Raw genomic sequence first — 19424 nt, 5'->3', positions numbered from 1 at the left:
CGTTGTCGTACAGTCCTGGTTCCCGGTCATTCCGGTGGCTGGAACGGTTTGACCTTTCCCGGCAGCAATGGCTTGTTGCGCATAACAACGATCGGGAATGGGACGGGACGAATGAGCGTGACTTACGAAATCTATGCGATCCGCTATGCCACGATGACGCCGCGGACGCCGCAGATGAATTATCTCGCACCCGATCCCCATGAGACCGCAGCGGCCGATCTAGATTATTTCGTCTGGCTGATCCGCGGCGGTGGCCGCGACATTCTTGTCGATACCGGCTTCAACGAAGCCGCCTCGAAGGAGCGCAGCCGCAAGCTCACGATCAATCCCATCGACGCGCTGGCCGATTTCGGCGCTCGCGCGGCGGACATCCGCGACGTCATTGTCACGCATCTGCATTACGATCATGCCGGCAATCTCGATCGCCTCCCCAATGCCAGGTTCCATCTGCAGGACCGCGAGATGAGCTACGCGACGGGCCGCTGCATGTGCAACGGGCTGCTGCGGCATCCGTTCTCGGCGGAAGACGTCACGCGGATGGTGCGACACGTGTTCAATGAGCGCGTCACGTTCCACAATGGCGATGGCGAGGTTGCTCCGGGCGTCACGCTGCACCGCGTTGGTGGCCATTCCGATGGTTTGCAGATCGTGCGCGTGCAGACCGCGCGGGGCCCCGTTGTGCTGGCATCGGATGCCTCGCATTATTACGGCAATATGCAGCGCCGCAGCCCGTTTCCGATTGTCTACAATATCGGTGACATGTGCGACGGCTGGACCACCTGCGAGCGCCTTGCCGGCCACCCCGATCGCATCATTCCCGGCCATGATCCGCTGGTGCGCGAGCTCTATCCGCGCGTCGAGGGCAGCAAGGCCGATGCCTATGCGCTGCACGAGATGCCATCGCGCTCCTTTGTGAAAGACTAATCTCTCAATAGGCGCCGGCCTTTTGCCCATGCCGGGTCTGCACGAGGTCGAGGCTACGCTCGATCTTGCCGAGTGCAGCGGCGAAGTCCTTGCGCTCCTGCGCCGTCAGGCATGACAGGATGTCGCGCTCTTTGCTGAGCAGGCGCGGGATCAGTTCTTCATAGAGCGCTGTGCCTTTCGCGGAGAGACGCAGTTCGAAGGCGCGGCGGTCGTCTTCGTTTTCGACCCGTTCGATGAGTTCGCGGTCCAGCAGGGCCGTCACCGCCCGGCTGATGGTGGATTTGTGGGTGCGTGTGCATTGCGAAATGAACTGCGCGCTGCAGGCATCGTCGCGAAAGCCCAGCGTGGCGATGACGCGCCATTCCGGAATATCGAGCCCATAGCGTACCTGATACTCGTCGGACAGTGCGGCGCTGACCTCCGCGGCCAGCCGGTTGAGCCGGAACGGAACGAACTGAAACAGGTCGAATTTCGCCACGGAGCCACCAATTCTGCTGTTGACGCCGCCACGGGTCCGGCGTTTAGATGGTTGCAAATGAGACTATCTTAGAGGGAGTGCGGTCCGTTGGCCAGACCAGCGTTGATCCAAAAATACATCCGGTTGCAGGGCAGGGGTTGAGTCATGGCGCAGCATGTCCGCCAGTTTGCCTATTGTCGCCATGCCGATCAGGCGCGGTCAGCTGCCGCTGCGGCGCATCATCCCGTGGTGATCGTTGGTGCTGGCCCTGTCGGCCTGTCGCTGGCCATCGATCTGGCGCAGCGCGGACAGCGCGTGGTGCTGCTCGACGACGCCGATCGCATCGGCGACGGCTCGCGCGCCATCTGTTTCTCCAAACGCTCGCTCGAATATTGGGATCGCCTGGGCGTCGCCCATCGCATGATCGAGAAGGGCGTGGTGTGGAAGGTCGGCAAGATCTTTCTCGGACCGGACATGCTTTACCAGTTCGATCTGCTGCCCGAGACCGGCCACAAGATGCCGGCCTTCATCAACCTGCAGCAATATTACGCCGAGTCCTTTCTGGTCGATCGCGTGCATCAATTGCCGGAGATCGATCTGCGCTGGCGCAACAAGGTCATCGCGCTGGCGCAGCACAACGATCACGCCGAACTCACCATCGAGACGCCCGATGGGCCATACACGCTGCGCGCCGACTATGTCGTCGCCTGCGATGGTGCGCGCTCCGGGCTGCGCGGCATGGTTGGCGCGGACTTTTCCGGCGAGGTGTTCGAGGATCAGTTCCTGATCGCCGACGTCAAGATGACCGCGGAATTCCCGACCGAGCGCTGGTTCTGGTTCGATCCGCCGTTCCATTCCGGCCAGTCCGCACTGCTGCATCGCCAGCCCGACGATGTCTGGCGTATCGATCTGCAGCTTGGGCCCGATGCCGACCCTGTCGCGGAGCGGCAGCCGGAGAAGGTGCGTCCGCGCATCGCGCGCATGCTCGGTCACGACGATTTCGATTTCGAGTGGATATCGGTCTACAAATTCCAGTGCCGCCGCATGCAGCGCTTCCTGCATGAGCGCGTGATCTTTGCCGGCGACGCCGCGCATCAGGTGTCGCCCTTCGGCGCGCGGGGCGCCAATTCCGGCCTCGAAGATGCCGAGAATATCGCCTGGAAGCTCGCACTCGTGCTGGCCGGGGATGCGCCGGCGTCGCTGCTGGCGAGCTATGACGCCGAGCGTGGTCCAGCCGCGGACGAGAATATCCGCGCCTCGACCCATGCGACGGATTTCATCGCGCCGCATTCGAAGCAGGAGCAGCGCATGCGGCAGGCCGTGCTGTCGCTCGCCCGGGAGGCCGATTTCGCCAAGCGCATGATCAATGGCGGCCGGTTGTCCGTGCCATCGGTCTATCAGACGCCGCTCTCGACGGCCGATAGCGATGACTGGTCGGTCGGTCTTCAGCCGGGCGCACATATGCCGGACGCGCCGCTCACGACTGATGACGGCGCACATGTGTTTCTCTCGGAATGTTTCGCCGGAGCCGGCCGCGGCTTTACCGTGTTGCAGTCGGATGGTCAGGCGATCGAACTGCCCGAGGGCGTGGCGCGTCTGGTCGTCGGCGATGATGCGTCGCTGCGCGACGAGACCGGACTGTTCAAGGCGCGTTACGGTGCCGATCCCGGAAACGCCTATCTGCTGCGCCCCGATGGCTATGTCGCCGCGCGTTTCCGGCATCCGACGCTGCGGGCGATCAAGGCCGCGGTCGCGCGTGCCAGCGGGAGGCCGTCATGACGGCACTGTCGACGGCGTCCAATTTCGCCAGCCCCGACGACGCCTATCGTGCGATTGTCGAGGCGCATCGCGGGTTGTCTGACGATCAAAGCGCGGCGCTCGATACGGCGCTGGTGCTGATCCTCGCCAATCATATCGGCGATGCCGCTGTGCTCGGTGACGCGATAGCGCTGGCGAAGCGGCGGCTGCCTGTCGCCACACGAACTGACTGACGTAAAGATCAAAGGAATAGATAGATGACCAAGGGTTTCGCATCCACGACCGACATGACCGAGAAGAAGGTCACCTTCTCGGAGATCGGCACCGATCTCTATGCCTTCACGGCCGAGGGCGATCCGAACTCGGCAGTCATTGTCGGAGATGATGGATGCATCGTGTTCGACGCGCAGGCGACGCCGGCGATGGCCAACAAGGTCATCGAACGGGTGCGGACGGTCACCGACAAGCCGATCAAATATGTCGTGCTGTCGCATTATCACGCGGTGCGCGTGCTCGGTGCGTCCGCCTACAAGGCGCAGGGCGTGGTCGCGTCGCAGGAAACCTATCGGCTGGTGGAAGAACGCGGCCAGCAGGACTGGGATTCCGAGTTCGGGCGTTTCCCGCGTCTGTTCCAGGATGCCGAGAGCATTCCTGGCCTGACCTGGCCAACGCTCACTTTCGAGGGCGAGATGTCGATCTTCCTCGGCAAGCGCGAGGTGCGGCTGATGCAACTCGGCGCCGGCCATACGTCCGGCGATATTGTCGCCTGGGTGCCGGATGCCGAGGTGATGTTCTCCGGCGATCTCATCGAATATCACTCGGCCTGCTATTGCGGCGATGCGCTGCTGCGCGAATGGCCATCGACGCTGAACGAGATCCGTGCGTTCAACCCGAAAGCGATTGCGCCCGGCCGCGGCGATGCACTGAAGGGGCTGGAAACGACCCGCGAGGCGATCGCGATGACGCGTGACTTCGTGATGTCGCTCTACGGTGCGGCGGAGCTGTCGGTCGCCAAGGGACGCAGCCTGAAGGAGACCATGGCGTCGACCCGCGAGGTCATGGACAAGAAGTTCTCGAGCTTTGCGATCTACGAACACTGCCTGCCGTTCAACGTGTCGCGTGCCTTCGATGAAGCGTCGGGAATCGACGACCCCGTGATCTGGACCGACAAGCGCGACCGCGAAATGTGGGCCGCGCTCCAAGGGTAACGTAGTAGATTCGTCATTGCGAGCGAAGCGAAGCAATCCAGAAGGTCACAAAGGAAGACTGGATTGCTTCGTCGCAAGCGCTCCTCGCAATGACGGTAGGAAAAGGAGGATGAGATGAACATCACCACCAATCCCGATCTGATCAGCCGTGCGACGTCCAATGTCACGCCGGGCTACATGTCCGGTTTTGGCAATTCATTCGAGACCGAAGCGCTGCCGGGCGCGTTGCCCATCGGCCGCAACTCGCCGCAGCGTGCGGCCTATGGGCTCTATGCCGAACAGCTCTCCGGTTCGCCCTTCACCGCGCCACGCGGCACCAATGAGCGGTCCTGGCTCTATCGCATCCGCCCATCGGTGAAACATTCGGGCCGCTTCGAGAAGGCAGATAGCAAGCTGTGGCGCACCGCGCCGTGCCACGAGAACGATCTGCCGATCGCGCAATTGCGCTGGGATCCGGCGCCGATCCCGAAGGAGGATATGACCTTCCTGCAGGGCGTGCAGACCATGACCACGGCCGGCGACGCCGGCACCCAGGCCGGCATGGCAGCGCATGTCTATCTGATCACCAAATCCATGGTAGATCAGCACTTCTACAATGCCGACGGCGAGATGATGTTCGTGCTGCAGCAGGGTAACTTGTTGTTCGTCACCGAATTCGGCCGCATCGATGCCGAGCCAGGCGAGATCGTGGTGATCCCACGCGGCGTCAAGTTTCGCGTCGAACTCACGGGTGGCGCTGCGCGCGGCTATCTCTGCGAGAATTATGGCGGCGCCTTCACGCTGCCGGAGCGCGGGCCCATCGGCGCCAATTGTCTTGCCAATGCGCGCGACTTCCTCACGCCGGTGGCCGCCTATGAGGACAAGGACACGCCGACCGAACTCTATGTGAAATGGGGCGGCACGCTATTCAAGACGGTGCTGCCGCATTCGCCCATCGATGTCGTCGCCTGGCACGGCAACTACGCGCCGTATAAATACGACTTGCGGACTTTCTCGCCGGTGGGCGCCATCGGCTTCGATCATCCGGATCCGTCGATCTTCACGGTGCTGACCTCGCCATCGGAAACCGCAGGCACCGCGAATATCGACTTCGTGATCTTTCCGGAGCGCTGGGCGGTGGCGGAAAACACGTTCCGGCCGCCGTGGTATCACATGAACATCATGTCGGAATTCATGGGCCTCATTTACGGCGTCTATGACGCCAAGCCGCAGGGCTTCACGCCGGGCGGCATCAGCCTGCACAACATGATGCTGCCGCACGGGCCGGACCGCGAGGCTTTTGATCACGCCAGCAATGGCGAGTTGAAGCCCGTGAAGCTCACCGGCACCATGGCCTTCATGTTCGAGACCCGCTACCCGCAGCGCGTTACGGAACACGCGGCCACGACGGCAACGTTGCAGAGCGACTACGCCGATTGCTGGAAGGGCCTGGAGAAGCGCTTCGATCCGAACAAGCGCTAGGTGCGCGAGGTCATCGCTCCCAGGGCGGGACGTCCTTGATGCGCGCCGAGTGCGCCGCGATGTCCTCGCTACTCTTTGATAGATGCACGCGTTTGTCCGATGGCGGGCGCTTGGCGACCGACAGGCCGGGCCGCCATTCGGTGGCGGGGCGGATCGGTCGCGGCGTAAAACCGCCGCCGCAATTCGGGCAGACATTGGAGAGTTTGCTCTCCACGCAGTCCGCGCAGAACGTGCATTCAAAGGTGCAGATCATGGCATCGCGTGCCGCGGGCGGCAGGTCCTTGTCGCAATATTCGCAGTTCGGCCGCAGCGCCAGTGCCATGAACATCTCCTCCCGATCTCGCCATTTTCACGATCTTGGCAGAACCGCGATGGTTCGTGAACTGTCAGGAGGCCTGACGCCGGAAGGCGGGTGCTACGACGCTGCGTCCGTGCGCGGGATGTTGAGCCGCCGCGCCCAGGCGATACACTTTGCGCTCAGGCGAGGGCTGATTTCAGCGGCAGTTTTGATGTTTCCTTCAACCGATCGAGCACGATCAACGAGCGCACATGCGCCACGCTCTGATGCGGCATCAGTACATTGTTGACGAGGTCGGACAGTCCCTTGAGATCGCGCAGCACGGCCTTGAGCACGTAGTCGGCGTCACCGGTCAGCGAGTAGGCCTCCTGCACCTCGTCGACCCGCTGCACCAGCGTGCGGAACTTCTTGGCATTGTCCGGCGAGTGGGTGGCCAGTTGCACCTGGATGAAGGCGATCACGTTGAAGCCGAGCGCGTCCGATGACAGATCGGCGTGATAGCCGGAGATCACTTTCTCCTCTTCGAGCCGCATCCGCCGCCGTGAGCATTGCGAGGCCGATAGGCCGACGGCATCGGCGAGCTGCTGGTTGGTCAGCCGGCCGTCATCCTGCAAGGCAGCCAGCATCTTGAGATCGAAGGCGTCTACCGGGATCATGCGTCAAAAGCCTCTTTCATGCGTGAATCGTGCATGAATGTCGCATATTCCATCCGAATTTGCATGCACCTTGCGTCGCAAACGACCGACACTCCAGGCAAGCGATAATGCAAATCAGCTTCGGGAGATCACCATGGGTCCGTTTCCGCACGACGCGCCGGCCGCCACCATCTCGGCACATAATCCGATGGGCACCGACGGCTTTGAATTCGTCGAATACGCGCATCCGAGGCCTGAAGAACTCCACGCCCTGTTCAGGCTGATGGGCTATGTGCCGGTCGCGAAGCACAAGACCAGGAAGATCACGGTCTATCGTCAGGGCGACATCAACTATCTCGTCAATGAAGAGCCCGGAACTCACGGCTTCAATTTCGTCGCCGCGCACGGCCCGTGCGCGCCGTCGATGGCGTTCCGCGTCGTCGATGCGCAGGCGGCCTATGACCGCGCGATTTTGCTCGGTGCCGAGCCGGCGGATGCGATCGCAGCGCAGAAGACGCTCGACGTGCCCGCTATAAAGGGCATCGGCGGCAGCCTGCTGTATTTCGTCGATCGCTATGGCGCCAAGGGCTCGGCCTATGACCATGAATTCGAATGGCTGGGCGCGAAGAACCCGCGGCCCGAAGGCGCCGGCCTGTTCTATCTCGATCACCTCACTCACAACGTCCATCGCGGCCGCATGGACGTCTGGACCGGCTTCTACGAGAAGCTGTTTAATTTCCGCCAGATCCGTTTCTTCGACATCGAGGGCCGTGCTTCGGGCCTGTTCTCGCGTGCGCTGACCAGTCCGGATGGCAAGATCCGGATTCCGATCAACGAGGATGCCGGCGATGCCGGCCAGATCGAGGAATATCTTAATACGTATCACGGCGAGGGCATCCAGCACATCGCCTGCGGCGTGACGGATATCTACACGACCATCGAGAAGCTGCGCGCCGATGGCCTGCCCTTCATGCCGGCGCCGCCTGTGACCTATTTCGAGAAGATCGATGCGCGGCTGCCCAAGCATGGCGAGGACGTGCCGCGCCTGCAGAAGAACGGCATCCTGATCGACGGTGAGGGTGTGGTCGAAGGCGGCGAGACCAAGGTGCTGCTGCAGATCTTCTCGGCCAATGCGATCGGACCCATTTTCTTCGAATTCATCCAGCGCAAGGGCGATGACGGATTCGGCGAGGGGAATTTCAAGGCGCTGTTCGAGTCGATCGAAGAAGATCAGATCAGGCGCGGTGTGCTGCACGTCGGCGATAAGACGGCGGCGTAGTGTTTTTGTTCCGACAGCCTCTATAGTTGAACGCCACTCCTTAACCGTCGTGCCCGGCCTTGTGCCGGGCATCCACGTCTTGCGGCAATCGTGGATGGCCGGGACAAGCCCGGCCATGACGTGGAGAGGTCAATGCGAAATCAGGTGCATATGGACCTTACTGCGCCCACTCCTTCACCGCATCACCGAGCTCCACTTTCACCGCCGGCCGTGCTGCCGATGGCGTGCGCGAGAACCGCGGTGCGGGTGCCGGCTGTGTCGCGCCCTCGTGCTGGATGAAGACTTCGCGCGCCACCATATGCGGATGCTTGGTGGCTTCCGACATGGTCAGTACCGGCGCGAAACACACATCGGTGCCTTCCATGATTTTTGACCACTCGTCGCGGCTCTTGGTCTTGAACACCGCGGTGAGCTTGTCCTTCACCGCGGCCCAATTCTTCGAGTCCATGTGATTGTCGTAGCAAGCCTCCGAAAGCCCGGCGAGTTCGCGCAGCTCGGCATAGAATTGCGGCTCGATCGAGCCGATCGAGATGAAGTTGCCGCAGCTGCATTCGTAGACGCCGTAGAAATGCGCGCCGCCGTCCAGCATGTTGCTCTCGCGACTTTCCTTCCAGCGACCGGCCGCGGTCATGTCGAAGAACATGGTGATCAAGGATGCCGCGCCGTCGCACATGGCCGCGTCCACCACCTGGCCCTGGCCGGAGCGGCTGGCTTCCAGCATGGCGGCGAGCATGCCCATGACGAGATACATCGAGCCGCCGCCGAAATCGCCCACCAGATTCAATGGTGGCACGGGCTTGTCGGCGCCGCCGATCGCAGCGAGGGCCCCGGTGATGGAGATGTAATTGATGTCATGGCCGGCGGCCTGCGCCAGCGGGCCGTGCTGGCCCCAACCGGTCATGCGGCCATAGACCAGTCTCTTGTTGCGGCCGAGGACCACATCCGGTCCAAGGCCAAGTCGCTCCATCACGCCGGGCCGATAGCCTTCCACCAGCGCATCGGCGCTATCCAGCAGCGACAGCACTTGTGCGATGGCAGCCTTGTCCTTGAGATCGACCTCGATCACCTTGCGGCCGCGTGATGCAGCGCCTTTCGGCATCTGCTTCGGGCGCACCAGCGTGATCACTTCCGCACCCATATCGGCGAGCAGCATGCAGGCGAAGGGGCCGGGGCCGATGCCGGCAAATTCGACGATGCGTGTGCCTTTGAGCGGGCCGGTGGCTTTGGTCTGTGATCGCGACGACGCGATGGTGGTGTCCTGCACTTGCGTTTCCCATGCTTGATATTGGCCGTCGATGGCGACGGGCCGATTTGCCGGAAACTGTCTATGCTGGAGGTGACAAGGGCAAGAAGCTTTTGGCCGCAATCCTGCATGCGGCCATGCTGCGGCACTGCACAAAAATGCTGAAGCCAAAACTCGATGTCGTCCCCGCGAAGGCGGGGACCCATAACCACCGAGTTCGTGTTTTGCAAAGGCCTCTGCCGCCATTCCGCCACGACGGGATGGAGGCTATGGATCCCCGCCTTCGCGGGGATGACAATTGAGAGGTTCGAGTTTTACCCCGCCGCTTCCACCGCGCGCTGTGCCATCACCTTGATGAGATTGGCGCGATATTCCGCCGAGCCGTGGATGTCACCCATCAACCCATCGGCTGAGATCTTCACGCCATCCAGCGCTCCCGCCGACCAGTTGGCTTTCAGTGCAGCCTCGATCGCCGGCATGCGCATAACGCCGCTCTGCGATGCGCCGGTGGCTGCGACACGGACTTCGCCGGACTTTGTCTGGGCGACGAACACCGCGGTGAGTGCGAAACGCGACGCCGGGTGGCGCATCTTGGCGTAGCCGGCCTTGGCCGGAATGGGAAACGACACGGATGTGATGATCTCGTCCTCTTCCAGCGCGGTCGAGAACAGGCCCTGGAAGAAATCGTCGCCTTTGATCTCGCGCTTGTTGGTCTTGATCGTGGCATTCAGCGCCAGCACGGCCGCCGGATAGTCTGCGGCGGGGTCGTTGTTGGCAATGGAGCCGCCGATGGTGCCGCGATAGCGCACGGCGGGATCGCCGAGCACCGACGTCAGATGCACGATGGCGGGAATTGCCTTCTTGGCCGCGGGGCTCTGCGTGATGTCGTAATAGGTCGTCGCCGCCTTGATGATCAGCGCGTCGGATGTTGCCTCGATGCCGATCAAGTCCTTGATCTTCGCGAGGTCGATGACATCCGAGGGTGCCGCAAGACGCTGCTTCATCACGGGGATCAGTGTGTGGCCACCGGCGAGATATTTCGCCTCGGGATGTTTGGCGAACAGCGCTGCTGCTTCGTCGACGCTGGCGGGGCGGTGATAAGTGGTCTCGTACATCGTATTGCTTCCTTATCTTTTGGTCGTGTTTTCTTGACGCGAACCGGCTTCCACTTCGCTTGAAAACACTCCGCTTATTCCGCTGCCTGCTGCAATTGCAGCGCTTCCCAGACACGGCCGGGCGTCGCCGGCATCTCGATCTTGTTGTGGCCGAGCGCGTCCGTAATGGCGTTGATCACCGCGGGTGACGAACCGATCGCGCCGGCCTCGCCGCAGCCTTTCACGCCAAGCGGATTGCCCGGGCACAGTGTCGTGGTGTGTGAGACCCGGAACGACGGCACGTCGTCGGCGCGCGGCATGGCGTAATCCATGAACGACGCCGTCACCGGCTGGCCGTTGTCGTCATAGATAGCGCTTTCGAGCATCGCCTGCCCGATGCCCTGGGCGAGGCCGCCATGGACCTGTCCCTCGACGATCATCGGATTGATCAGCCGGCCGAAGTCATCCACCGCAACGAAGTCGACGATGTCGGTCTTGCCGGTGCCGGGATCGATCTCGACCTCGCAGATATAGGCGCCGGCGGGGAAGGTGAAGTTGGTGGGATCGTAGAACGCGCCTTCCTTCAGTCCGGGCTCCATGCCATCAGGCAGGTTGTGTGCGGTATAGGCCGCGAGCGCGACCATCGGCAGCGCGATCGCCTTGTCGGTGCCGGCCACCTTGAACTCGCCATTCTCGATGACGATGTCGCCTTCAGAGGCTTCGAGCAGATGCGCGGCGATCTTCTTCGCCTTGGCTTCCACCTTCTCCATCGCCTTGAAGATCGCGGACATGCCGACCGCCGCCGAACGCGAGCCATAGGTGCCCATGCCGAACTGCACTTTATCAGTGTCGCCATGCACGATCTGGACCTGATTGACGGAGATGCCGAGCCTGTCAGCGACCAGCTGCGCGAAGGTCGTCTCGTGACCCTGGCCGTGGCTGTGCGATCCCGTCAGCACCTCGATGGTGCCGACCGGATTGACGCGAACTTCCGCGGATTCCCACAGGCCGACGCCGGCGCCGAGCGAGCCGACTGCCTTGGACGGCGCGATACCGCAGGCCTCGATGTAGCAGGAGAAGCCGAGGCCGCGCAGCTTGCCGGCGGCTTTCGCCTTGGCCTTCCGCGCCGGGAAGCCGGCATAGTCGATGGCCTTCAGCGCCGCGTCGAGCGAGGCGCCGAAGTCGCCGATGTCATAGGCCATGATCACCGGCGTCTGATGCGGGAACTGGGTGACGAAGTTGATGCGGCGCAGTTCGGCGGGATCGACCTTCAGCTGCCGCGCCGATGTCTCCATCAGCCGCTCCACCAGATAGCTCGCTTCCGGGCGTCCGGCGCCGCGATAGGCGTCGACCGGCGTGGTGTTGGTATAGACGCCCATCACCTCGGCATAGATGGTCGGGATATTGTACTGGCCCGACAGCAGTGTCGCATAGAGATAGGTCGGCACCGAGGACGAGAACAGCGACATATAGGCGCCGAAATTGGCGTGGGTCTTCACCCGCAGGCCCAGGATCTTGTTGTTGGCATCGAACGCCATCTCGGCATGTGAGATGTGATCGCGGCCATGGGCATCGGTGAGGAAGGCTTCCGTGCGGTCGCCGGTCCATTTCACCGGGCGACGCACTTTCTTGGAGGCCCACAGCGCGACCATTTCCTCGGGATAGATAAAAATCTTCGACCCGAATCCGCCGCCGACATCGGGAGCGATGACGCGCAGCTTGTGTTCCTGCGCAACATTGTAGAACGCCGACAGGACGAGCCGCGCCACATGCGGATTCTGCGATGTCGTATGGAGCGTGAAGTGCTCTTCGGCGTCGTCATATTCCGCGACGGCTGCGCGCGGCTCCATCGCGTTCGGCACCAGACGATTGTTGGTCAGGTCCAGCGAGACGATATTGGCGGCCTTGCTGAAGGCGTCATTGGTCAGCTTCTCGTCGCCGATCGCCCAGTCATAGACCACATTGCCCGGCGCTTCCGGATGCAGTTGCGGTGCGCCTGAGGCGAGCGCTGCGGTCATGCTGCTGACGGCAGGGAGTTCTTCATAAGTCACGACCACGGCCTCGGCCGCATCCTTCGCCTGGTTCTTGGTCTCGGCGATCACCACGGCGACTGCCTGACCGACGAAGCGCGCGGTGTCCGGCGCCATCGCCGGCCATGCGCCCATTTTCATCGGCGTGCCGTCCTTGGAGGACACCGCCCAGCCGCAGATCAGGTTGCCGATCTTGTCGTCCACCAATTGCTGTGCGGTGAGCACGTCCACCACGCCCGGCATATCCTTGGCGGCGGAAGCGTCGATGCCTTTGACCTTGGCATGGGCATGCGGGCTGCGGATGAAATGCGCGTGGGTGAGGCCGACGATCTTGACGTCGTCGACATAGCGGCCGCGGCCGGTGATGAATCGCTTGTCTTCCTTGCGCGCAACGCGTGCGCCGATGCCTTCAACGCCCATCTCATGGGTCTCCCTGCCGGAGTTTTTGATTGTCCGCGCTTTCCATCGAAAGGCGCGGTTGGCTCAGCTCAGATCAATGCGCCGCGGCTCATTCAGCCGCTTGCGCAACCTTCATGCGTCCGGCGGCGTCGAGCACCGATTTGACGATGTTGTGGTAGCCGGTGCAGCGGCAGATATTGCCTTCGAGCTCGTGGCGCACCGTCTCTTCATCGAGATCGCCCGCGTGGCGATTCACGATGTCGATCGCCGACATGATCATGCCAGGCGTGCAGTAGCCGCATTGCAGGCCGTGATTGTCGCGGAACGCCGCCTGCATCGGATGCAGCTGGTCGCCCTTGGCAATGCCTTCAATGGTGGTGACATTGGCGCCGTCGATCTGACCGACAAGCGTGGTGCAGGATTTCACGGCCTTGCCGTCGATATGAACGATGCAGGCGCCGCACTGGCTGGTATCGCAGCCCACATGGGTCCCGGTCAGGTTGAGATTTTCGCGGAGCAGGTGGACGAGAAGCGTTCTGTCTTCGACCGTGGCAGAGACAGATTTGCCATTGACAGTCAGTTTCACTGTGGACACGCAGACCTCCCGGTATTTTTTAATTATTCCAATTAGAAGCGCGGTCCGGAAAGTTTGCAACTGGGAATTTGGTGGGGTGACTTTCTGCCCTCTCCCCCAGCGCGGCGAAGCCGCGCGCCGCGGGAGAGGGTGGATCGACCGCGCAAACGGTCGAGACGGGAGAGGGGGCCACGAGCACTGTGCGTTGCTGTTACCCCTCTCCCACCTTCGCTTCGCTCAGGCACCCTCTCCCGCAAGGGGAGAGGGGAAGTAAGCAACGCGCGTATCCCTCCTGCAAATTTGTGCCTTCATATCCGCAGGCCGCAATGCTCTAGTCGCGGCGCAATAAATGCCGCAAGCGATTGCGGACAATAACAATTCTGCGACGAGGAGTTTTCGGGAGTGATCGACAAGCGCGTAGCCAGCGCGGCCGAGGCCGTGGCTGGGGTGAAGGACGGGGCAGTCGTCCTGGTGGCCGGGTTCGGTACTGTCGGCATTGCCGATGATCTGCTGGAGGCGCTGCACGAGCAGGGTGCGACCAATCTCACCATCGTCCACAACAATGCCGGCAATGGCGACACTGGTTTGGCCCGGCTGATCAATTCCGGTCGCGTAGCCAAGGTGATCTGCTCCTATCCGCGCTCCGGCGACTACAGCGCCTTCCTGAATGCCTATCGTGCCAAGACGCTGGAACTCGAACTCGTCCCGCAGGGCATCATCAGCGAGCGCATGCATGCCCATGCCGCCGGGCTTGGCGGCTTCTTCTCGCCGGTCACGGCGCATACGAAACTTGCCGAGGGCAAAGAGACCCGCGAGATCGACGGCGTGCTGTATGTGTTCGAGAAGCCGCTGAAGGGCGACATTGCACTGCTGCGCGCCAAGAAGGCGGATCGCTGGGGCAACCTCGTCTATGACCAGTCGGCGCGTAACTTCAATCCGATCATGGCCATGGCTGCCGATCTCAGCGTCGTGCAGGTCAATGAAATGGTTGAACTCGGCAGTCTCGATCCGGAAGCGGTGGTGACGCCGAGCATTTTCATCGATCGTGTGGTGGTAGTGGGAGCAAAGGCATGACGTCGTCTGATAAGACCGCAACATACAAGCCGCTCAATCGCGACCAGATGGCCTGGCGCGCCGCGCAGGACCTGCAGGAAGGTGCCTATGTCAATCTCGGCATCGGCATGCCGACGCGGGCGGCGAGCTACGTGCCCGATGGCCGCGAGGTGATCTTCCACAGCGAGAACGGCATTCTCGGCCTCGGGCCGAAGCCGGAGCCCGGCGCGGAAGACGAGAACCTGATCGATGCCGGCAAGAACTACACGACGCTGATCAAGGGCGGGGTGTTCATGCATCACGCCGACGCGTTCCTGATGATCCGCGGCAAGCATCTCGATGTCAGCCTGCTCGGCGCCTTTGAAGTCTCCGAAGCCGGCGATCTCGCCAACTGGACCACGGAAGATCCGTCTTTTCCGCCCGGTGTCGGCGGCGCGATGGATCTGGCGGTCGGCGCCAAGGAAATCCGCGTGATCATGGATCATACGGACAAGGCCGGTAAGCCGCGTATCCTCAAGAAGTGCCGGCTGCCGCTCACGGCACCGGGCTGCGTCAAGCGCATCTACACCAATCTGGCGGTCATTGACGTCACGGAGCAGGGCCTGTTCGTGCGCGAGATGGTCGAGGGCATGACGCTGGAGCAGTTGCAGGCGCTCACCGAGCCCAAGCTGCAGCTCGCCAACAACTGGCAGTCGCTCACCCCGCCCGCAATGGCGGCGTAGTTGGCTCGTCATTCCGGGACAGGACGGACCGCGTAGCGGGGCCGGCATGGGCCCGGAATCTTGAGCTGCTTTGCACAACATGTCGAGATTCCGGGTTCGGTCCCGCCGCCTACGGCGTCGGCCCGCCCCGGAATGACAGTCCTGTTCGCCTGCCGCGCAACCTCCAGAAGTTCCGGTATCCGTTTACTCGTCCTTAGCCAATGTGCCGTAGGTTTGGGCATCGGCTTTGCGCGCGCTTGCGCGCGATGACCGGGATGTTGGGAGTGATGAACGGGGGCCCCACGTGGCAACGACGACGCTTGTCCGGAAGAAGCCGGCTTCTTTTAAGTTTCCTGCCCTCAGGTTCCGCGCCAAGGTGACGCTGGGCTTTGCGGCCGTGCTCGCCATATCCGCGCTCAGCATGGTGCTCGCTTATGTCGGCTTCGAACGCATCTCGGCCGGCGTGGTGTCGTATCGCACCAGCGTTGCGGAGTCCGGCCTGGCCCGCAATATCGACCGCGAACTGACCTCCTATCAGGCGCTGACGCGCTATTACGTCCTCACCAGCAATGAAGCGGATGCCAAGGCAGCGAAGGCTGCGGAAACCAGTCTGAAGGACGCCATCGACCAGTCGATGAAGGTGACCAAGGACTCCGCGCGGCTCGACAAGATCACCAAACTGTCCCGCGAATTCATTACGTTCACCAAGGTGTTCGCCGACATCCTCACCGTCAAGGGACAGAACGACGCCATCGCCTCGACCCAGTTGTCGCGCACCAGCCTGATGCTGCGCAACAAGATCGATGATCTCGGCGACACCGCGACCATGGCCGGCCTTGCCTCCGTGCAGGATCAGGTCAAGGAAATCACCACCCAGTTCATCACCGCGACCTCGCTCGTGAACACCTATATCGGCAAGGCCGAGGACAAGACCTCGAATGCCGCGACGGCCCGCATCAAGTTCCTGCAGAACTCGTTCGCGACGATCTATGCCAATGACGACAAGATCAACAACAAGGTGAAGGAGATCACCGCGGAGACGAAGCTCTACGCCGATGCTTTCGTCAAGTTCGTCGAGAACACCAAGAAGGTCGACGGTCTCGTTCAGGAAATGTCGGAGACGGCGGGAGCGATCACCAAGCTGTCGACGGCGATGAAGGGGGATCTGCTGTCCGATCAGCAGCGTCTTGAAACCGAATCCGACACCACGATCCACGACACCGAGCGCCAGGTGATGGTGCTGGGCGTTGGCGGCTTCATCGTCGGTGCCATCCTTGCGCTGCTGCTGGGCCGTAGCATTGCCGGTCCGATGATTGCGATGTGCGCAGCGATGCGCAAGCTCGCAGCCGGCGACTTCGAAGTGGTGCTGCCGGGTCTTGGCCGCCGCGACGAACTCGGCGACATGGCGTCCGCCGTGGAAGAGTTCAAGGTACAGGCCATCGCAAAGGCCGAGCGGGATGCCGCGACTCAGGAAGAGCAAAGCCGCGAGGCCGGTGCGGCGCGCCGTGCCGAACTCATCCGCTTTGCTGACGATTTCGAGGCCGCCGTGGGCGCGATCGTCTCGAACGTGTCGGCATCGGCCGGGCAGCTGGAAACCGCAGCGGGCACGCTGACGCGCACCGCCGAGACCACCGAGGGATTGTCGAGCCGCGTCGCCGGCGCATCGGATCAGGCCTCCTCGAACATGCAGTCAGTGGCGACCGCGACCGAGGAGCTCTCGCTGTCGGTCAATGAAATCGGCCGCCAGGTGCAGACCTCCAGCAAGATCGCCGACAGTGCGGTCGTGCAAGCGCAGCAGACCGATGCCCGCATCGGCGAGTTGTCGCGCGCAGCGCAGCGCATCGGCGACGTCGTCGATCTCATCACGGCGATTGCCGAACAGACCAACCTTCTGGCGCTCAATGCGACCATCGAGGCTGCGCGTGCCGGAGATGCCGGCCGCGGCTTCGCGGTTGTGGCGTCCGAAGTGAAGTCGCTGGCCAGCCAGACCGCCAAGGCGACCGAGGAAATCTCGACTCAGATCGCGGGTATGCAGAGTGCGACGCAGGAGTCGGTGTCGGCGATCAAGCAGATCGGCAACACCATAGGCGAGATTTCCGGCATTGCCTCGGAGATCGCCAGCGCCGTCGAGCAACAGGGCGCTGCCACGCGCGAAATCGCGCAGAACGTTCAGCGCGTTGCCCACGGCACCCAGCAGGTCGCCGGCGATATCGTCGATGTGAATCGCGGTGCGACCGAAACCGGCGCTGCATCGGCTCAGGTGCTGAATTCGGCACAGACCCTGTCGAGCGAAAGCGCGCGCCTGCGTGCCGAGCTGGACCGGTTCATGGGGAATATCCGCGCGGCGTAAACGCGATGCCCGCACCTATAACTCCGTCATGCCCGGGCTTGTCCCGGGCATCCACGTCTTTGCGGGGCGTGAGAAGACGTGGATGGCCGGGACAAGCCCGGCCATGACAGCGTTTCAATAGTAGCGATGCTGCGTGCGGCTACTTCTTTTCAGCCATATAAGCCCGCCATCCGCCAAACGACGAGATGTCCCGCGCGCCTTCCGTCGCCTTGGCTTCCACGAGGAAGCCCTTGACGCTCGACCCGTCGGACAATGTCAGCGTGCCGATCGACATCGGCTGCGGAAGCGATGCAACGAACTTGCCGAAGGCTTCTGCCGACAACGCCCAGACTTCGACGGCGATTTCCGCGCCCGAGCCGGCGGCGACGCGCAGGAGGCCGGGCTTCGCCGGCGTCGTGCCGTTGAGCGCATAGAATTTGTAGTCCGGCGCCGTCGTCGTGGCTTTCAGCAGGCGACCGTTCAGCGCCATCAATTCGCCGTTCAGCGCCATGCCGGAGAGATGCGCGCCGACCACCGCGATCGCGATTTCGCCTTCGGCCAGCTCAGTGGACAGTGCCGCCAGCGCCGGCTGCGGCAGGGCCCCGGCGCCAACCGGCAATTTGGTGTCGGCGTGAAACACGCGGCCGATGCTCGCCAGCAAGGCGTCGTCGCCGCCCGGCGCCAGTAGCGTGATGCCGAACGGGATGCCGTCGGCACGCATGGCCGCGGGGATGGCGAGGCCACAGAGGTCGAGCAGGTTGACGAAGTTGGTGTAGGTGCCGAGCCGCGAATTGAGCTCGATGGGGTTGGCGAGCACCTGCGCCGTCGTATAGGCGGTCGGTGCCGTCGGCAGCACCAGCGCGTCGATAGCCGTGAAGGCCTGCTCGGCGACCCGCTTCAGCTCCTGCAACTTGTACAAAGCCGCAAACGTATCCGTCGCGCTCTGCCGTGCACCGGCGATGGTGATCTCGCGCGTCACCGGATGAATTGCATCCGGCGCAGACGCCAGCAGGTCGCGGATCACCAGCAGCCGCTCGGCGACCCACGGGCCGTCGTAAAGCAACCGCGCGGTCTCATAGAAAGGCTCGAGGTCGAACTCGACCAGTGTCGCGCCCAATGACGTCCAGCGCTTCAGCGCGTCCGCATAGGCTTTCTCCGAGGCCTTGTCGCCGAAGAAGATCAACTGACCGTTGCGCGGCACACCAAGCTTCAATCCTTTCGGAAAGTCGGTGAGCGAACCCGGCACCCGCTTGCGCGAATAGGGATCATGGGCGTCATAGCCGCCCATCACGTCGAGCGCGGCAGCAGCATCGTCCACCGTGAGCGTGAAGATCGACACGCAATCCAGCGTCCGGCACGCCGGCACCACGCCGGCGGTCGGGATCAGGCCGAGGCTCGGCTTGAGGCCGACGATATTGTTGAGCATGGCGGGCACGCGGCCGGAGCCGGCTGTGTCGGTGCCGAGTGTCAGCGGCACGAGGCCTGCGGATACCGCAACGGCAGAGCCGGAGCTCGATCCGCCCGGCACGAGATCGTCGCGGATCGCATTCTTGGGAATGCCATAGGGCGAGCGCACGCCGACCAGACCTGTCGCGAACTGGTCGAGATTGGTCTTGCCGATGATGATCGCGCCAGCGGCGCGCAGCCGCGCCACGGCGCTGGCGTCACGCGTTGCGTTATAGGCGAAAGCGGGACAGGCGGCGGTGGTCGGCAAACCGGCGACGTCGATATTGTCCTTCACGCCGACCGGCACGCCGTAGAGCGGCAGCGTTGCAGGATCCTTCGCAGCGAGCGCCTCGGCTTCGGCAATCGCTTCGGCCTCAACGCGGAGTGTGATGAAGATGGCCGTGTCACCGCGGTCGCGGATGCGCTGATAGCTGCGGGCGACTGTCTGTGCGGGCGTCACGGTGCCGGCGCGGTGCGCGGCGACGATGGCGGCGATCGTTTCGGGAACGGACTCACTCACGATGCGAACCTGCTG

18 protein-coding genes are annotated in these 19424 nt (G+C 62.8%); 10 read left to right on the top strand and 8 right to left on the bottom strand.

The features are described 5' to 3' along the window. Positions 1-111: 111 nt before the first annotated feature. Complete coding sequence (locus tag AB8A23_RS03340) at positions 112-924, top strand: N-acyl homoserine lactonase family protein (protein WP_439056890.1); 813 nt, start codon at positions 112-114, stop codon at positions 922-924. Positions 925-928: 4 nt separating this feature from the next. On the opposite strand, the gene AB8A23_RS03335 is transcribed toward AB8A23_RS03340, so the two are convergent. Continuing rightward, on the bottom strand, positions 929-1402 hold the full coding sequence (locus AB8A23_RS03335; RefSeq protein ID WP_089266730.1) for a MarR family winged helix-turn-helix transcriptional regulator: 474 nt from the start codon (positions 1400-1402) through the stop codon (positions 929-931). Positions 1403-1546: 144 nt separating this feature from the next. Between AB8A23_RS03335 and AB8A23_RS03330 the strand changes: the two genes are divergently transcribed. From AB8A23_RS03330 to hmgA, 4 genes are all read left to right on the top strand, one after another. Further along, complete coding sequence (locus tag AB8A23_RS03330; RefSeq protein WP_184512908.1) at positions 1547-3160, top strand: FAD-dependent oxidoreductase; 1614 nt, start codon at positions 1547-1549, stop codon at positions 3158-3160. Next, complete coding sequence (locus AB8A23_RS03325) at positions 3157-3372, top strand: DUF2783 domain-containing protein (RefSeq protein WP_439056891.1); 216 nt, start codon at positions 3157-3159, stop codon at positions 3370-3372. The genes AB8A23_RS03330 and AB8A23_RS03325 overlap by 4 nt, the downstream gene beginning before the upstream one ends. Positions 3373-3396: 24 nt before the next feature. Further along, positions 3397-4347, top strand: a complete 951-nt coding sequence (locus AB8A23_RS03320; RefSeq protein ID WP_184512912.1) for an MBL fold metallo-hydrolase — start codon at positions 3397-3399, stop codon at positions 4345-4347. A 114-nt stretch (positions 4348-4461) separates the two neighbouring features. Beyond that, positions 4462-5808, top strand: a complete 1347-nt coding sequence (gene hmgA / locus AB8A23_RS03315) for a homogentisate 1,2-dioxygenase (protein ID WP_184512914.1) — start codon at positions 4462-4464, stop codon at positions 5806-5808. Positions 5809-5818: 10 nt separating this feature from the next. Here the strand turns inward: hmgA and AB8A23_RS03310 are convergent, their stop codons facing one another. Continuing rightward, a complete protein-coding gene (locus AB8A23_RS03310) occupies positions 5819-6130 on the bottom strand; it encodes a DUF1272 domain-containing protein (protein WP_439056892.1) in 312 nt (103 codons plus the stop codon). Positions 6131-6285: 155 nt separating this feature from the next. Then, positions 6286-6762 (bottom strand): Lrp/AsnC family transcriptional regulator, encoded by a 477-nt coding sequence (locus tag AB8A23_RS03305; RefSeq protein WP_439056893.1) that lies wholly within the window; start codon positions 6760-6762, stop codon positions 6286-6288. 133 nt (positions 6763-6895) lie between these two features. On the opposite strand from AB8A23_RS03305, the gene hppD reads away from it, so the two are divergent. Continuing rightward, entirely contained in the window at positions 6896-8020 is a 1125-nt protein-coding gene (gene hppD, locus AB8A23_RS03300) for a 4-hydroxyphenylpyruvate dioxygenase (RefSeq protein ID WP_439056894.1), read from the top strand. Between the two features lie 157 nt (positions 8021-8177). On the opposite strand, the gene AB8A23_RS03295 is transcribed toward hppD, so the two are convergent. Then, entirely contained in the window at positions 8178-9284 is a 1107-nt protein-coding gene (locus tag AB8A23_RS03295; RefSeq protein ID WP_439056895.1) for a CaiB/BaiF CoA transferase family protein, read from the bottom strand. A gap of 11 nt (positions 9285-9295) precedes the next feature. Here AB8A23_RS03295 and AB8A23_RS03290 point away from each other — a divergent pair, with 11 nt between their 5' ends. Continuing rightward, on the top strand, positions 9296-9565 hold the full coding sequence (locus AB8A23_RS03290) for a hypothetical protein (protein ID WP_120287905.1): 270 nt from the start codon (positions 9296-9298) through the stop codon (positions 9563-9565). 12 nt (positions 9566-9577) lie between these two features. Here the strand turns inward: AB8A23_RS03290 and AB8A23_RS03285 are convergent, their stop codons facing one another. The 3 genes from AB8A23_RS03285 to AB8A23_RS03275 all read right to left on the bottom strand — a co-directional run bounded on the left by AB8A23_RS03285 (position 9578) and on the right by AB8A23_RS03275 (position 13381). Beyond that, a complete protein-coding gene (locus tag AB8A23_RS03285) occupies positions 9578-10378 on the bottom strand; it encodes an FAD binding domain-containing protein (RefSeq protein WP_439056896.1) in 801 nt (266 codons plus the stop codon). A gap of 74 nt (positions 10379-10452) precedes the next feature. Beyond that, positions 10453-12807, bottom strand: coding sequence for a xanthine dehydrogenase family protein molybdopterin-binding subunit (locus AB8A23_RS03280; RefSeq protein ID WP_439056897.1), 2355 nt, complete (start codon positions 12805-12807; stop codon positions 10453-10455). Positions 12808-12895: 88 nt separating this feature from the next. After that, positions 12896-13381, bottom strand: a complete 486-nt coding sequence (locus AB8A23_RS03275; RefSeq protein ID WP_068737631.1) for a (2Fe-2S)-binding protein — start codon at positions 13379-13381, stop codon at positions 12896-12898. Positions 13382-13762: 381 nt separating this feature from the next. Between AB8A23_RS03275 and AB8A23_RS03270 the strand changes: the two genes are divergently transcribed. The 3 genes from AB8A23_RS03270 to AB8A23_RS03260 all read left to right on the top strand — a co-directional run bounded on the left by AB8A23_RS03270 (position 13763) and on the right by AB8A23_RS03260 (position 17464). Then, entirely contained in the window at positions 13763-14434 is a 672-nt protein-coding gene (locus AB8A23_RS03270) for a 3-oxoacid CoA-transferase subunit A (protein ID WP_093758046.1), read from the top strand. Continuing rightward, positions 14431-15135 (top strand): 3-oxoacid CoA-transferase subunit B, encoded by a 705-nt coding sequence (locus AB8A23_RS03265; protein WP_439056898.1) that lies wholly within the window; start codon positions 14431-14433, stop codon positions 15133-15135. Before AB8A23_RS03270 ends, AB8A23_RS03265 begins: the two co-directional genes overlap by 4 nt. A gap of 283 nt (positions 15136-15418) precedes the next feature. Then, the gene (locus tag AB8A23_RS03260) at positions 15419-17464 is read left to right on the top strand and encodes a methyl-accepting chemotaxis protein (RefSeq protein WP_439056899.1); all 2046 of its coding nucleotides are present in this window, start codon (positions 15419-15421) and stop codon (positions 17462-17464) included. Between the two features lie 139 nt (positions 17465-17603). Here the strand turns inward: AB8A23_RS03260 and atzF are convergent, their stop codons facing one another. Beyond that, positions 17604-19409: an allophanate hydrolase gene (gene atzF, locus AB8A23_RS03255; RefSeq protein ID WP_439056900.1), complete on the bottom strand. Its 1806-nt coding sequence runs from the start codon at positions 19407-19409 to the stop codon at positions 17604-17606. Positions 19410-19424 lie beyond the last annotated feature (15 nt).

This window comes from Tardiphaga sp. 619_E2_N8_4 (genome assembly GCF_051810905.1).
Lineage (GTDB): Bacteria > Pseudomonadota > Alphaproteobacteria > Rhizobiales > Xanthobacteraceae > Tardiphaga > Tardiphaga robiniae.
Note: the sequence above shows the minus strand (reverse complement) of the source record. Positions and strands in the feature narration are given on the sequence as shown.

Excerpts from the sequence above, each read along its gene's own strand:
- AB8A23_RS03330 (WP_184512908.1), top strand. The coding sequence starts at position 1,547 with ATGGCGCAGCATGTCCGCCAGTTTGCCTATTGTCGCCATGCCGATCAG.
- AB8A23_RS03310 (WP_439056892.1), bottom strand. The coding sequence starts at position 6,130 with ATGGCACTGGCGCTGCGGCCGAACTGCGAATATTGCGACAAGGACCTG.
- hmgA (WP_184512914.1), top strand. The coding sequence starts at position 4,462 with ATGAACATCACCACCAATCCCGATCTGATCAGCCGTGCGACGTCCAAT.
- AB8A23_RS03285 (WP_439056896.1), bottom strand. The coding sequence starts at position 10,378 with ATGTACGAGACCACTTATCACCGCCCCGCCAGCGTCGACGAAGCAGCA.
- hppD (WP_439056894.1), top strand. The coding sequence starts at position 6,896 with ATGGGTCCGTTTCCGCACGACGCGCCGGCCGCCACCATCTCGGCACAT.
- AB8A23_RS03265 (WP_439056898.1), top strand. The coding sequence starts at position 14,431 with ATGACGTCGTCTGATAAGACCGCAACATACAAGCCGCTCAATCGCGAC.
- AB8A23_RS03305 (WP_439056893.1), bottom strand. The coding sequence starts at position 6,762 with ATGATCCCGGTAGACGCCTTCGATCTCAAGATGCTGGCTGCCTTGCAG.
- AB8A23_RS03325 (WP_439056891.1), top strand. The coding sequence starts at position 3,157 with ATGACGGCACTGTCGACGGCGTCCAATTTCGCCAGCCCCGACGACGCC.
- AB8A23_RS03290 (WP_120287905.1), top strand. The coding sequence starts at position 9,296 with ATGCTTGATATTGGCCGTCGATGGCGACGGGCCGATTTGCCGGAAACT.
- AB8A23_RS03320 (WP_184512912.1), top strand. The coding sequence starts at position 3,397 with ATGACCAAGGGTTTCGCATCCACGACCGACATGACCGAGAAGAAGGTC.
- AB8A23_RS03280 (WP_439056897.1), bottom strand. The coding sequence starts at position 12,807 with ATGGGCGTTGAAGGCATCGGCGCACGCGTTGCGCGCAAGGAAGACAAG.
- AB8A23_RS03340 (WP_439056890.1), top strand. The coding sequence starts at position 112 with ATGAGCGTGACTTACGAAATCTATGCGATCCGCTATGCCACGATGACG.